Annotated in this window: 11 protein-coding genes and 1 riboswitch; of the genes, 9 read left to right on the top strand and 2 right to left on the bottom strand. The window is 60.7% G+C overall.

The features are described 5' to 3' along the window. Positions 1 to 2,442, bottom strand: a complete 2,442-nt coding sequence (locus GAL01_RS05295) for a TonB-dependent receptor (protein WP_231865259.1) — start codon at positions 2,440 to 2,442, stop codon at positions 1 to 3. Positions 2,443 to 2,534: 92 nt separating this feature from the next. Continuing rightward, positions 2,535 to 2,664: riboswitch (TPP riboswitch) on the bottom strand. A gap of 187 nt (positions 2,665 to 2,851) precedes the next feature. Here GAL01_RS05295 and GAL01_RS05290 point away from each other — a divergent pair. The 3 genes from GAL01_RS05290 (at position 2,852) to GAL01_RS05280 (ending at position 6,227) form a co-directional block, all read left to right on the top strand. Beyond that, on the top strand, positions 2,852 to 4,279 hold the full coding sequence (locus GAL01_RS05290; RefSeq protein WP_082790659.1) for a methyl-accepting chemotaxis protein: 1,428 nt from the start codon (positions 2,852 to 2,854) through the stop codon (positions 4,277 to 4,279). A 128-nt stretch (positions 4,280 to 4,407) separates the two neighbouring features. After that, a complete protein-coding gene (locus tag GAL01_RS05285) occupies positions 4,408 to 5,646 on the top strand; it encodes an MFS transporter (RefSeq protein ID WP_062028628.1) in 1,239 nt (412 codons plus the stop codon). Next, entirely contained in the window at positions 5,646 to 6,227 is a 582-nt protein-coding gene (locus GAL01_RS05280; RefSeq protein WP_082790658.1) for a YdcF family protein, read from the top strand. Before GAL01_RS05285 ends, GAL01_RS05280 begins: the two co-directional genes overlap by 1 nt. Position 6,228: 1 nt before the next feature. Here the strand turns inward: GAL01_RS05280 and GAL01_RS05275 are convergent, their stop codons facing one another. After that, positions 6,229 to 7,488 (bottom strand): AGE family epimerase/isomerase, encoded by a 1,260-nt coding sequence (locus GAL01_RS05275; protein WP_062028626.1) that lies wholly within the window; start codon positions 7,486 to 7,488, stop codon positions 6,229 to 6,231. Positions 7,489 to 7,642: 154 nt separating this feature from the next. On the opposite strand from GAL01_RS05275, the gene rpe reads away from it, so the two are divergent. From rpe to GAL01_RS05245, 6 genes are all read left to right on the top strand, one after another. Further along, entirely contained in the window at positions 7,643 to 8,320 is a 678-nt protein-coding gene (gene rpe, locus GAL01_RS05270) for a ribulose-phosphate 3-epimerase (protein WP_062028624.1), read from the top strand. Then, positions 8,317 to 9,972, top strand: a complete 1,656-nt coding sequence (locus GAL01_RS05265; protein ID WP_062028622.1) for a heparinase II/III family protein — start codon at positions 8,317 to 8,319, stop codon at positions 9,970 to 9,972. Before rpe ends, GAL01_RS05265 begins: the two co-directional genes overlap by 4 nt. Before the next feature lie 25 nt (positions 9,973 to 9,997). Further along, positions 9,998 to 11,143 carry a glycosyltransferase family 4 protein gene (locus tag GAL01_RS05260; protein WP_062028620.1) on the top strand — a complete coding sequence of 382 codons (1,146 nt, stop codon included), beginning with the start codon at positions 9,998 to 10,000 and terminating at the stop codon, positions 11,141 to 11,143. A 200-nt stretch (positions 11,144 to 11,343) separates the two neighbouring features. Next, complete coding sequence (locus tag GAL01_RS05255) at positions 11,344 to 12,087, top strand: (Fe-S)-binding protein (RefSeq protein WP_062028656.1); 744 nt, start codon at positions 11,344 to 11,346, stop codon at positions 12,085 to 12,087. Then, complete coding sequence (locus GAL01_RS05250; RefSeq protein WP_062028617.1) at positions 12,084 to 13,607, top strand: lactate utilization protein B; 1,524 nt, start codon at positions 12,084 to 12,086, stop codon at positions 13,605 to 13,607. Before GAL01_RS05255 ends, GAL01_RS05250 begins: the two co-directional genes overlap by 4 nt. Continuing rightward, complete coding sequence (locus GAL01_RS05245; RefSeq protein WP_062028615.1) at positions 13,604 to 14,191, top strand: LutC/YkgG family protein; 588 nt, start codon at positions 13,604 to 13,606, stop codon at positions 14,189 to 14,191. The genes GAL01_RS05250 and GAL01_RS05245 overlap by 4 nt, the downstream gene beginning before the upstream one ends. Positions 14,192 to 14,205 lie beyond the last annotated feature (14 nt).

The following is a 14,205-nucleotide window of genomic DNA, read 5'->3' as shown; positions in this document are numbered from 1 at the left end:
TCAGAATCCCGTCGAAGCGGTGAACAGGGCCGCAAACCCGCCACCGATGAAGTAGTTCGGGGCACTTCCGGCGATGGTGGTGCCGTACACGCCGATCGTATCCTTTGCATTCATGGTCGGGCTCGCCACGCCGGAAAGGTAGTGTTCGTTCGTGATGTTGATGAAGTTCATCCGCAGGGTCGGCTGATGCAGATGGATATGGTCCGAAAAGCGGTAGCCGATGGCGAGATCGCCGGTCGTGTGATCCGAAACGCGCTCGTCATTCGTGAACGTCGCGTACTGGTGGCCGGTGTAATGCACGGTGGCGACGCCGAAGATGTGTCCGTCGTCATAGCTCAGCCCGGCCGCGGCCTGAAGGGTCGGGCTGCGGACGGCGATGCGGCCGCGGGTGCGCAGCAGGTCGCCGCCCGACATCAGGTCATTGTCGATCGTGGCATGCAGGTACTCGCCTGAGACATAGGGGCTGAAATGATGCCAGGGACGCAGGCCGATCTCCACGTCCACGCCGCGTGAGGTCTGGCCACCTGCGTTCATCGTCGTACTGACGATGGAGCCGTTCTGGACGGCCTGCGTGGAGATCTGGCGGTTGGTGAAATTGTAGTTGAACAGCGTCAGGCTGCCGATGATCCAGCGTCCCGTGCGGCGGTATCCCAGTTCTTCGGAAATGGAATATTCGTTGCGGACATCGGCCGATCCGGTTCCGTACATTTCGCCCGAAGAGGGGTCATAGGTGTTGTACAGCGCGCTCTGGTCCGGGGCGCGGAAATTGGTCGTAGCGTTGAAGAAGATCTGGTTTTCCGCGTCAATGCGCCAGCGCACGCCGAGGCGGGGCAGGGGCTCCATGCTGTTGGAGCCGACATGGTATTGCGGGCCCGGCATGCTGTTCGTGCCATCGCGGCTCATCATGACGGCTTTGAAGCCAAGGTCGATGGCCAGATGGTCGTGCAGCAGGGACATGTGGTCGCCGATGAACAGCGCGTTGGTCTGTGAAATGGTGTGGAAGCTGCCGCCCAGAAGGCGTTCGCCGTTGGACAGGCGGATTACGTCGCGGCCGTTTTGCGCCCAGATGTCCGGCGCATAGCCGTTGGTCTGGACGGCCGTGAAGGGCTGCTGTTCGTTGTCGTCGCCATAATCATACCAGTACCCCAGAACGAAATCGTTCCAGCCGGTTTTGTAGTGAAGCGCACTGGTAAAGCCGGAGCGGTAGCTGCGCTGGGTGTAATCCGCGCGAACAACGCCCACGCCGTCCTGCGCGCCGGGGAGGTTCAGAGTGTCCGACAGGGCCTGTGTGCCTTGGTAAAGTCCGGTTTCGGACAGCGTGCTTCCGCCCGGCCAGTTGCCATAGGCAAGCTGCGCGTAGGGTGTGACGTCCAGGGTCAGATGGTCGGTCAGGGTCAGATGGACCGGCGCGCCGCCATAAAGCGTGCGCTCTCCGTCCCGCCACAGACGCCAGTAATTCGCGCCGTTTTCCGGATTGCTGCTGTCATAATGGGCCAGCAGGTTGTTCTGGCCTTTGATCCCATCCGATTTCCATGTGTCCATGGTGGGTTCGGGATACCAGCTCGTGATGGTTGTGTTGAAGGTGCCGATGAGGCTGGCGCGGTTGCCCTGCCCCCATTCCTTGAGAAACTTGAAATCGACATGCTGCTTTTCGTCGCGTCCCGGCCCGCGCCAGTTGTCGGTCGCGCCGTGGGAGTAGGAGACGAAGCCACGGATGCCGGTATGGGCGATGTCGCCGGTGTCGAGGCGGATGAATTCGCGGTTGGTGTTGTAGGATCCGTAAGACACGCTGGCGTCACCCCCCGCTTTTTTGGCGGGGTCGCGGAAGGTCAGGTTCATCAGGCCCCCGGCGGCGTTCAGGACCGGGCTGTCCAGATCGGCCGAGCCCTGTGACAGGGCAATTTCCTGATAGTTCTCACTGTCTGCGAACTGGCTGGGCGTGCCGGAATAGGCGGCGACATCGTTCAGCGGCATGCCTTCGAGCACATAACCGATGGCGCTGTTATCGAGCCCGCGGACGGTGATGTCGGTATTGGGAGAAAACCCCATTGGATCGGACGAGGACACATTGGCGCCGGGCAGCATGGCGGCAAGCTGGAAGGCCGTGGCCATGGGGGCCTGTTTGGAAATGAAATCCTGACTGACGGTACTGACTGATTTCACGCCGTCCTGCGGATGGATCAGGCCGCCTCCCGGCTGGTTTCCGGGCGCGCTGTCTGGAATTCGGTGGACGACGATATGCTCGGCCACGTGTTCGGCCGGGGCGGTGCGGGGCGCATTCAAGGTGGCTGGGGAGGCGGGAACTGTCTGATGGGCTTTTGGCCCTGTCGTATCGGCCGCATGGGCGACGGACAGGCACACCGTGGTGCCGAGCAGGGCCGGCAGGATGCCATGATACCGCAGGCGGGGCGCAGCAGAATTTCCGTGGTGTTCGTGGGCCATGATGGAAAGCGCCTCGCCTGCAAGCAATGGAAGTTCAGCGCTGACAGGAAAGGTTCAAGCTGCTGGCTGGCGGGATCATGAAAATGCGTCCGGCAGGCAGCGACCACCATCCCTCCGCCAGTGTGAACTGGATCAGGTTCAATGGGTCACTGCGCCCTATGACGGACAAGCGTCATGTCAGCAGAATCTCAGCCCCTTGCCGGGGCTCCCCACGGTGAAGCGTCACAGATCGTCCGGGGACAGGAAATTGTCAATATGAGCAGATTTTGTCCGCGCAGTGCAGCTGGAGTGTTGCAAACAATTTCGAGAGCATTCTTCATTCTTTATTAATAACGACATGTATAGTTTTCAAAAAACATCACGCCAGTGTCCAAGCAGTGCGTGAGAGCTGAGCTCAATAAAGGCGATCATGTTAAACTGGATTGAAAAAACCGCCTACGTCCGACAGAAAATCAAAGTACTGTTTGCGATTCTTGTCATGATTGCCTTGGTGCAGTTCGTGGTGGAGCAGCTTTGCGAGCATCTGTTTATTCATTACCGGCATGAACAGATGCTGTCGCAGTGCATGGGGCTGCTGTTTCAGGTTGGACTGACACTTCTGATCGCCCGGTTCGCCATTCATGTAATTGCCGTGCCTTTCGAGCAGATTACCGCTGCGACGGAGAAGGTCGCGGGCGGCGCTCTCAACATCACCATTCCGTGCCTTCATCACCATGACTGTGCGGGGCGGCTGGCGCGCTCGCTTCAGATGTTCCGTGAAAACAGCCAGAAGCAGTTGAAGCTTCAGGAAAACTCTGCGGAAGAAGCACGGGATGCAGCGCAGATCCAGAAGGAACTGTCCGGCCGGAGCGAGCGTATCCGGAGGGTGCAGGATGAGACGATCGGGACCATCTGTGCCGGACTGGAGATTGTGAAGGAAGGGGATCTGACCTTCACGTTCGGCGACGGTTTTCAGGACCGGTTCGAGGAATTCCGGCAGAATTTCAACACGCTCATCCAGATCTACCGGACGGCAATCGCCAAGATTTCCGATGCGACCTCCGTCATCGCCAACGGCACTTCCGAAATTGCGTCAGCCTCTACGGAACTGAGTGGACGAACGGAACGTCAGGCCATCACCCTGGCCCAGTCTGCCGCCTCCATCAACAGCATCACCCAGACGGTCGGAAAAACGGCGCGTTCTGCGGTGAGGGCGCGTGAAACGGCTCTTGAAACGCGGGGACAAACCGTCGTGGTTTCGGAGATCATGCATTCGGCCAACCGGGCCATGGGCGAAATCCGGACGTCGTCACGGCAGGTCGAGAGTATTCTGGGCCTGATTGAGGAAATCGCGTTCCAGACCAATCTTCTGTCGCTGAATGCCGGGATCGAAGCGGCCCGGGCGGGAGAGGCCGGTCAGGGTTTTGATGTTGTGGCCAAGGAAATCCGGGCTCTCGCGCAGCGCTCCGCCAAATCGGCGCAGGATATCCGCAACATCATCACGTCTTCGGGCCGGCAGGTGGAAGAGGGTGTCCAGCTTGTCGGGGATGCGGACCGCTCGATGAAGGTCATCAGTGAGCATGTGGACGGGATCACGTCGCTGCTTGAAGACATCTCCCGCTCCACGACGGGCGAGGCCGAGAGCCTTGAGACGATTAACAAGGCCATCAACGAAATGGACCAGATGACGCAGCGCAATGCCGCGATGGTGGAAGAGGTCAACGTGGCCTGCCGGAATCTGAGCAACGAGGCGAAGGATCTGTTCGCTGAACTGTCCAAATTCCGTTTCAGCCCGGTACAGTCCGCAGGCAGGAGACCGGGGTCCATACCCCGTGAACTGGTTCCGGCCGGTTTCTGAGGCTTTTTCAGGAAAGTGAAAGACGCATTTTCCTGACATGTCTCGACATCGGAGACGATATTCCCGACACTGACATCCATGGTTGTCAGTCCGCTCTTTCTTTCTGCGCTGAATGACAGGGCCTGCCCATGATGGGCGGGGCCTTCCGGTCTCTGGGGCGGCGGAATTACCGCGTCTGGGCCATGGGGGCGCTGGTTTCGAATATCGGAACCTGGATGCAGATGACCACGCAGGACTGGCTGGTCCTGACGGAACTGACCCGGCAGGATGCAACGGCAGTCGGGATTGTTACGGCGCTTCAGCTTGCCCCGCCCCTTCTGCTGATTTTCTGGACCGGAAAAATCGCCGACAGGGTGGAGAAACATCGCTTCCTGCTTCTGACGCAGGCCGCACTGGGCACACTGGCCATCGCGCTCGGAACTCTGGTGGTGACCGGAATGATCCGGTTGTGGGAAGTGGATCTGTTCGCCTTCCTGAGCGGATGTGTTGCGGCATTTGACAGTCCTGTCCGACAGATTTTTGCTGGTGAACTGGTGGGCGAGGAAGACCTGCCGAATGCGGTGGCGCTCAATTCCGTGTCGTACAATGCAGGTCGCATGATCGGCCCCGCAGTGGCCGGGTTCTGCATTGCGGAACTGGGTTCGGGGTGGTCGTTCATCCTCAACGGGTTTTCATTTTACGGCGTGCTGATGTCGCTTCTGTCCCTGCGGGCGCAGGATTTGCACCGTCTTTCGTCCCGCAAACCGGAAAGCGCGCATCAGGAAAAGCAGGATCTGCTGTCGGGGGTGCGGTATGTCTGGAAGCGCGATGATCTGCGGACCATCCTGTTCATGCTGTTTCTGCTCGGCGCCTTCGGACTGAATTTCCCGATCTATATTTCGACCATGGCCGTCAGTGTCTTTCATGTCGGGGCGCATGGTTACGGGGTTCTCAATTCGGCGATGGCGGTGGGGACGATTACGGGCGCGCTGTTCGCTGCCAGCCGCAGGACCATGAAGTTTTCGGCGCTGCCGCAAGGGGCGGTGGTGTTCAGTCTGGCATGTCTGCTGGGCGCGCTTGCGCCTGGATACTGGGCTTTTGCGGTCACGCTGGTCATGGCGGGCATGGCGTCCCTGACGTTTACGGCGGTGAGCAACAGCTACATGCAGCTTGCGACCGATCCGGGCATGCGGGGGCGCGTGGTGTCGATCCGTTTTGCGGTTTTCGCGGGGTCCTCGCCGCTGGGGGCGCCGCTGGTTGGGATGGTAGCCAATTCGCTGGGGCCGCGCTGGGCGCTGGGTGTGGGGTCTTTGTCCGGGATTTTGGCAGCAGGGGTGGCGCTGCTCTATCTGCACCGTACGCAGGCGGGGAAGGAGACGGTATCCTGATGGGGCACAGGCGCTGGATTGTAAGCGGGTTGACGTTTGGTGCGGTTCTCCCGGGTCTGTTTCTGCTCTGGATGGGGTTCGTGGCGTTTCGGGGGCTGTCAGCCGTACCAGAGCGTTCTGAGATGGCGGTCATTTTCGGGACGGCGGTGACTGCGAAAGGCAAGCCCCGCCCGGCGCTGCGTGAACGGTTGGAAGAGGGGCTGCGGCTGTGGCGCGGCGGCCTTGTCCGGACGGTCATGGTGAGCGGTGCGATCGAGAGCGGCAATCATCGTGATGAAGCCCGGATCATGGCGGACTGGCTGATGGAGCGGGGTGTGCCTGAAGCGGCCATCATTGTGGATTCGCACGGGAACAATACCTGGTTGACGGCCCTGCATGTCGCGCGTCTGCATCCGCAGGGCGCGGTCGTGGTCACGCAGTGGTTTCATATCCTGCGGGCGGAATGGGTGCTGGGCCGGGCGGGCGTATCGCCGGTTTCGGGTGCGGCGCCGTCCCGGTTCCGGCTGGCGGAGCTCTGGTATCTGTTTCGGGATTCCGTGGCGCTTCCGGTCTATGTGCTGACGAAAGCGCCACCCGGCTGACTCAGTAGGGAACGCCGATCTGTTCGATGGCTGTGGCCAGAGACGGTGCGAGGGGCATCATGGGGGCCAGTGTGGACTGATAGGCGTGATACAGATCGCCCTTGCCCTTGTAGATCGTTTCGGTGGGTTCGCCTTCAGGGCTGACTTCGTTGAACCAGCTTCCAAAATCCCGGTCGATCAGGGTCGTGTCGATATAGTCCCAGATCGTGCGGTACCAGTGCTCGTAATGAGGGTTTCCAGTCCGCTTGTAGAGATTGATGGCAGCTGTCAGTGCCTCGGCCTGTGCCCAGTGGATGCGGCTGCGGTTATGGGGGGCATGCTCCCAGTTGATCGTGTAGAGCATTCCCGGTCGGCCATCGGCGTTCCAGCCGGTGTTCATCCCCGTTTCGAACAGCGCCTGCGCGTCGTGCAACATCCAGTCCGGGGCCTCCAGGCCATGACGGAGCAGGGCGACTTCGAGTTTCAGGGTCAGATGCGCCCATTCCACGAAATGCCCCGGCGTCATGCCATAGGGGCGCAGGTCGTCGTTGGGTTTGTCGCTGTGGTACTCGCGCATGAGGGTCCAGTCGCGATCGAAATGCTCAGGCATGGCGAAGCCCTGCCCGGCGGCCAGTTCATGCACGAAGCGGGTGACGATGCGCCGGGCGCGCTGCAGCCACTTCACGTCTCCGGTGACGTCCGCCAGAGCCATGAAGGCTTCGGTGGAGTGCATGTTGCTGTTTGCGCCCCGATAGTTTTCCTCGTCCGACCAATCCGGAGCGAAGCTCTCGCGCATGACGCCTTCGTCCTCGCTCCAGAAATGGGTGTCGATCTGATGGGTGGCGTCTTTGAGTAGTTCGCCTGCGCCCTCCGCTCCGATCAGGACGGCTGAAGAGGCGGCAAGAGCGACGAATGCGTGGAGATAAGCCTGTTTGCGGTCATTGTCCTTGTCCGCGAAATGCTGCCAGCCGCCATGGTCGTCATCACGGAAATGGGTGCGCAGGGCGTGAATGCCATGCGCGACAAGTGGTGCGCTTCCGGGAAGGCCCTGCAGCTCGGCCAGTGCATAGGCGTGAACGCAGCGGGCGGTCAGGGTGGCTTCGGGCTTGGCGTTTTCGGGAAGGGTGCCTTCCAGATCCAGTCCTGCGAAACCTCCATTGACGCAGCCGCCCTTGCTGAAATCCAGAAGACGGCGACCCTGCATTTCCAGCCAGGCCCGGTGTGAGGGGCGGCGGATCCAACTGTCGCGGCTGAGAAGGGTAGGCGAAAGGCGATCGGTCATGAGGCGCTCCGGGCAGGTCTACGGATTTAGTCATCAGGACGTTTCAGACGCGCCGGGGTTCCGGAGCAGCACACACAGACATGAACCTCACGAAGATGCGCACGGATGCGGATGTGGCTTGCGTCGCGCGATGGCTTTGCCGATACATGACAGTATGACTGAGCGTTCTTCGATCATTGTCGCCCCCAGCCTTCTGGCTGCTGACTTTTCCCGCCTCGGGGAAGAGATCGCCTCCATCGCGCGTGCGCCGTGGCTCCATCTCGATGTGATGGACGGACATTTCGTGCCGAACATCTCCTTTGGTCCTCCGGTGATTGCGGCACTGCGCAAACATACTGATGCGAAATTCGACGTGCATCTGATGATTGATCCGGTCGATCCGTATCTGGAAGCGACCGCGAAAGCCGGTGCCGACCATATCACGGTCCATGTCGAGAATGCGCCCCATCTGCATCGCTCGCTCCAGACCATCCGCGCTCTGGGCTGCCGTCCCGGTGTGGCGATCTGTCCGGCGACGCCTGCCGTGGCGCTGTCGGAAGTCATGGATCTGGTGGACATCATCCTGGTCATGACCGTCAATCCCGGTTTCGGCGGACAGAGCTTCCTCGACAGCCAGCTCGCCAAGATCCGGACGCTGTCGGAGATGATTCGCAAGAGTGGACGCGAGATCATCCTTGCCGTGGATGGCGGCATCGACCCGCAAACGGCGCCACGTGTTGTGGAAGCAGGGGCGACCATGCTCGTCGCAGGCTCGGCGATTTTTGGAAAAGAAGACCGGGACGCGGCGATCCGGGCGCTTGAAGGACCGTTCGTGGAACAGACGCCCGGATGACGGGCAGTCGCTGGCTTCGCGGTCTTCGTCTTTCCCTTGCCCGTCTGCCGTTTGGTGCGCCTGCCTCCGAAGGGCCGGTGCACGTGTTTCGTGATCCCTGGAAAGGGGATGCTGAGCAGGGTGCGCGCCTGATTGGCGGGAAGTTCCGTTTCGACCGGCACGATTATGTTCTGCCCAGCGGCAACTGGGAGCGTGGCCCCTGGCCCGAATCGGCGCGGGAATGGCTGCACGGGTTCGGCTGGCTGCGGGACCTGCGGACGCTCGGGAGTGACAGGGCCCGCCTGACCGCGCGCGGACTCGTCAGTGACTGGCTGGCGCATCCGCCAACCGATCCTCTGGTCCGCGATGCCTGTGTGACGGGATCGCGTCTGGCGTCGTGGCTGTCGAACCATGAGTTCTGTCTGGCATCCGCCGATCCGCGGCTTCAGCAGCGTCTGATGGAGCGGATGCTGGTGGAGGGGCGGACCATTGCGGCGCTTCTGCCGCTGCCGCCACAGGGTGCGCGGGGGTTGATGGCCTTCCGTGGGCTTCTGGCCGCCGCGATGGCGATGCCGGAGCAGACGGGATTCATGTCACGCTTTCTGCGCTATCTTCCGGCGGAGCTGGAGCGTCTCGTTCTCGCTGATGGGACCGTGATCGAGCGCAGTCCCGAGGCTCAGTTTCTGGTGGCGCGCGAGCTGGCGGAAATGTCCGTCATGTTCCGCACGGCCCATGCGAGTGTTCCGCCGTTCATCGACCGGGCTCTGGACAAGGTCTGTCCCGTTCTGCGGGCCATGCGGCATGGAGACGGGGGGCTTGCGGTTTTCAACGGGGCGAACGAGCGGCACAGTGCGGCGGTAGAGGATGTTCTGGCTCAGGGATCGCGCCAGAAGCTGATCGCGCCGGCCATGCCGCAGGGGCGCTTCACGCGGCTTGCGCTCGGGAAATCGCTGCTGATTGTCGATAGCGGACCGCCTGCTCCGGCTGGTTTCGATAAAACCGCTCATGCCGGAACGCTGTCTTTCGAGTTCTCGCATCAGCGACACCGCCTGTTCGTCAATTGCGGCAGTGCCGTGATCGGGGCGTGGCGGGACGCCATGCGCAGCAGTGCCGCCCATACGGTTCTTGTCGCGGATGGTCTGTCTTCGGCGGATTTCGGGCCTGATGGCGGCGTGACGCGCCGTCCGGTCACTGTCTCCTGCGACCATCAGACGGACGGGACCGCCCACTGGCTGGACTTGTCGCATGACGGCTATCACGCGCCTCTGGGCGCGAAATGGACGCGGCGTCTGTATTTCGGTGCTGATGGTGAGGATCTGCGCGGGCAGGAACTGATCGACGGCGAACGCAATATCGACTTTGCGATCCGTTTTCACATCCACCCGGATGTGACGGTGACGCAGGATGACGAGGATATCATTCTTCAGGTCGGCGGGACGATCTGGCGCTTCAGGCAGCGAGACGGTGTCGTGCGTCTGGAAAACGACGTGTATCTGGGGCGTGGAAAACGCGAAATCTGCCGCCAGATCATCATCATGCCGCAGCCGGTTGCTGAGGTTGTGGCCCCGCCTGAGGGCGAAAGCGCGCCGGAGCCTGAAAAACCCGCAGCGGAGAAGCCCGTCAAACGGACCCATCAGAGCGTGACATGGCTGCTCGAACGCATTCCAGAATAGGCCGTTTCGTGTCCAGGGTGCAGGCGTGAAGATCCTCGAAATCACGAATGTGGATTTCGCGCTCAGGCAGTTCCTGCTGCCGCTGATGCGGGAACTGCGTGAAGCCGGGCATGATGTTCAGGGGGCCTGTGCCGAAGGGGCCCATCTCAAGGTCGTGCGGGCCGAGGGCTTTACGGTGCACGGCGTTCCGATGGCGCGATCGCTCTCGCCGGTTGCCCAGTACCGGGCTTTTGTCGCGCTGCTGCGCCTGATCCGGCGTGAAAAGCCGGATCTGGTTCATGGCCATATGCCCATCAGCGGGATTCTGGCACGATTTGCCGCCCGGCTCTGCGGGGTGCGGATCGTGGCCTATACCTGCCACGGTTTTCTGTTCAACCAGCCGGGATCCTGGCGACGCCGGATGCTGTCCCTGATGCTGGAATGGGCGGCGGGGCGTATGACGGATCTGTACATGACCGTCTCGCGCGAGGAAGCGCGGGATGCGCGCCGGCTGCATCTGAACCGCCATCCCATCGCCATCGGCAACGGCCGGGACCCGGAACGCTTTCATCCTGACCCGGCCGTCCGGGCCCGGATACGCGAGGAGCTTGGGGTTCCGCAGGATCGGCCGGTGGTTATCGTGGTGTCGCGTCTGGTGCGGCACAAGGGTCATCCCGAACTGCTGCGGGCGATGGAAGATGTTCCGGATGCCGAACTGTGGGTCGTTGGCGAGCGTCTGCCTTCGGATCACGGGGCGGATCTGACGGCGCCGTTTGAACGCGCAGGGGAGCGTCTGGGGCCACGTCTGCGGATGCTTGGATATCGGGAGGATGTGGCCGAGCTTCTGATGGCGGCGGATATTTTCGCACTCCCCAGCCATTTTGAAGGTCTGCCCATGTCGGTCATCGAAGCGATGCTGAGCGGGTTGCCGGTCGTGGCGACGGATGTTCGCGGACCCAGAGAGCAGGTCGTGGACGGGACAACCGGATTTCTGGTGCCGCCGGGCCTCTCCGCCCCGCTTGCCCGCGCCCTGCGTCTTCTGGTGCAGGACGCGGCATTGCGAGACGCCATGGGTAAAGCCGCAAGACGACTGGCTCTGGAGACTTATGACGAGCGTCGTATTCTCCGGCATGTCGTGGCCCTGATGGAAAAGACGGCGTCCGGGCATATTCTGGGCGGCCAGAGAGCCTGAGACTATTTTGTTTTTCCAATTTTCTTTGATGAATACTTGAAAATCATCTTTTCAAATCACGATCAGATATTGGTATTACTATCAGGACTAAAATACTCTGGTTATGATGACTTCGATTCTCCCGTAAACTTGTCTTTTGTTTTTGTGTTGTTTTCATGAGACTGTGATCACACGCGTTGACTGAAGACAAAGGTATTCCCATGAAGGTCGGTCTGTTTGTTCCATGTTATGTGGACATGTTTCACCCCGAGACAGGAATTGCGACTCTGGAACTGCTGGAGCGTTTCGGACTGTCCGTTGAATATCCTGTCGATCAGACATGCTGCGGCCAGCCCATGACCAATACCGGCTGCGAGCGCGAGGCGGCCAAGACGGAAGAACTGTTCGTCCGCAATTTCGGGAAATACGATTACATCGTCACACCGTCCGGAAGCTGCACCAATCAGGTGCGCAACAACATGACGGCCATCGAACAGACTGATGCAGTCAAACACGTTCGCAGCCGCACCTATGAACTGGTCGAATTCCTGCATGACGTTCTCAAGGTCGATGCGTTTCCCTGGGCCGAGTTTCCGCATCGTGTTGCCCTGCACAACAACTGCAACACGCTGCGGAACCTGCGGATCGCCAGCATGAGCGAACGTCGGGAAGAGCCGTTTTCCAAGCCGAAGGCGCTGCTGGGGATGGTCAAGGGCATTGAATTCGCCGATCTGACGCGCCCTGACGAATGCTGCGGTTTTGGCGGAACGTTCTCGGTATTCGAGGAAGGCGTCTCGGCCAAGATGGGTCAGGACAAGGTCACGGACCAGCTCAGGTCCGGGGCGGAATATGTCACGTCCTCCGACAGTTCCTGCATGATGCATCAGGAAGGCTGTGCGCGGCGGATGGGTGCCAATCTCAAATACATTCACATCGCCCAGATCCTGAATGGAGCACGCGCATGACCGCCGAATTGCATGAAGAGCTGACGGACCCGCATGGTGAACAACTCGATCACGGCGCCGCCTCGTCCCGGCCTCTGAAGTCCCGGATTTCGGAACCTCAGCCGCGGGGCGCGAAAATCCGTGGCAACCGGCCCGTTGACCAGTCCGAAGCTGCGAACCGCTTCATGGCCGCGACCGAACACGAAGCCATGCATGACGCGCGCCTGTGGGATCTGCGCCAGAAGCGCGACAAGGAAATGCATGGGATCGAGGAATGGGAAGAACTCCGGAACCTCGCCTCAGGCATCAAGGAACACACGCTTTCGAAGCTCGATTACTATCTCGAACTGTTCGAGAAGAATGCGACGGCCAACGGGATCAAGGTTCACTGGGCGAAGGACGGGGCCGAGCATAACGCCATTGTTCTGGAAATCCTGCGGAGCAGGGGCGTCGAACGGCTGATCAAGAGCAAATCCATGCTGACGGAAGAATGCGGCTTCCGGGAGTTCATGGCCCACAATAATGTCGAGGTCATCGAAACGGATCTCGGCGAACGCATCCAGCAGCTGGATGATGAAGCGCCGAGCCATGTGGTGGTTCCGGCCGTGCACAAGCTGCGAACCGATGTCGCCAGTGTTTTTGCCAAAACGATCGGCTCTGACCCAGACAATGCGGATGCGCACTACCTGACGGAATGTCAGCGCGAAGCCACACGCCCGCTGATTCTCTCGGCGCAGGCCGGGATGACGGGCGGTAATTTCGTGGTTGCGGAAACGGGAACGTTCGTTGTCTGCACCAATGAGAGCAATGCGGATCTGTCCGCCAATACGCCGCCGCTGCATATCGCGTCCATCGGGATTGAGAAGCTCATTCCCGGCCTGAATGAGTTGCCCGTCTTTATCCGGCTGCTGTCGCGGAGCGCTCTGGGGTCCCCGATCACGCAGTATACGTCGCATTTTCGCGGCCCGCGTGAGGGTGGCGAAATGCATGTCGTGCTCGTGGATAACGGGCGTTCCGAGCGTCTGGGGATGGAGAAGTTCTGGCCGGGGCTGAAATGCATCCGCTGTGGCGCCTGCATGAACACCTGCCCGGTGTTCCGACGCAGCGGCGGGCTGAGCTATGGCGCGACCTATGCCGGGCCGATCGGGCTGATTATCGACCCGACCTTCAACGTCCATAAATACCGCAACCTGCCATATTCCTCGACGATGAACGGGAGCTGCACCAATGTCTGTCCGGTGAAGATCAATATTCACGAACAGATTGCGGACTGGCGCAAGACGTTGGCGGGCGAGGGGGAAATTTCTCCGGTCAAGAAGGTCATGATGAAGGCGGCGGGCGAGGTTCTGGCGTCACCTGTGGTCTATCGGGCGAGCCTGCCTCTGGGGCGGAGCGCGCTGCGGCACCTGCCGCATTTCATGCTGTACAACAAGCTTAACACCTGGGGCCGCAAGCGCGACATTCCCGAAACGCCCAAACAGACGTTCAATGAATGGTATCGCCGGAACCGGAAGTCGCAGGGCGAGGGAGAAAACTCATGAGTGGATCACGCGAGGCCATTCTGGGAGCAATCCGCAGCACTCATCTTCAGGGCGAGCATCCCCGCCCTGCGGTGCCGCTGTTCGATCAGGCAGCCCCAGCCGATCTGAAGGCTCTGTTCCAGAAGTCTCTGGAACGTATGGGCGGAAAGATGCTGCTCACGGATGTGGCTGATCCGATGGCGCCCGTGCGGCAGGCCATCGTCAAGCCGGGGCCTGTCGTGTCGTGCGTGCCGGAGTTTGAGGGGGATATGAAAATCACGCCTCACACGAAGCCCACGGATATCGCGCCAGTCGAATATGCTGTTCTGCGCGCGGCGTTTGGCGTGGCGGAGACCGGGTCGCTATGTTTCACGGAAAAGCAGCTTCATGTGAACACGACGGGCTTTCTGCCGCAGCATCTGATCGTCCTGCTGGACCCCGCCCAGATCGTTTACAACCTGCACAATGCCTATCAACGTCCGGAATGGTTGCAGGCCCATTATGCCGTTTTCCAGAGCGGCCCGTCAGCGACGGCGGATATCGAGGGTGTTCTGGTGCATGGTGCCCAGGGTGTGCGGTCTCTGAGCGTTCTGTTCCAGCCCTGATAGCGGCGGGGTGC

The sequence above is a fragment of the Gluconobacter albidus genome, assembly GCF_002723915.1.
In the GTDB taxonomy this organism is placed as follows: Bacteria; Pseudomonadota; Alphaproteobacteria; order Acetobacterales; family Acetobacteraceae; genus Gluconobacter; species Gluconobacter albidus.
The sequence above is the reverse complement of the archived record's forward strand: the minus strand, read 5'-3'. Positions and strand labels throughout refer to the sequence as shown.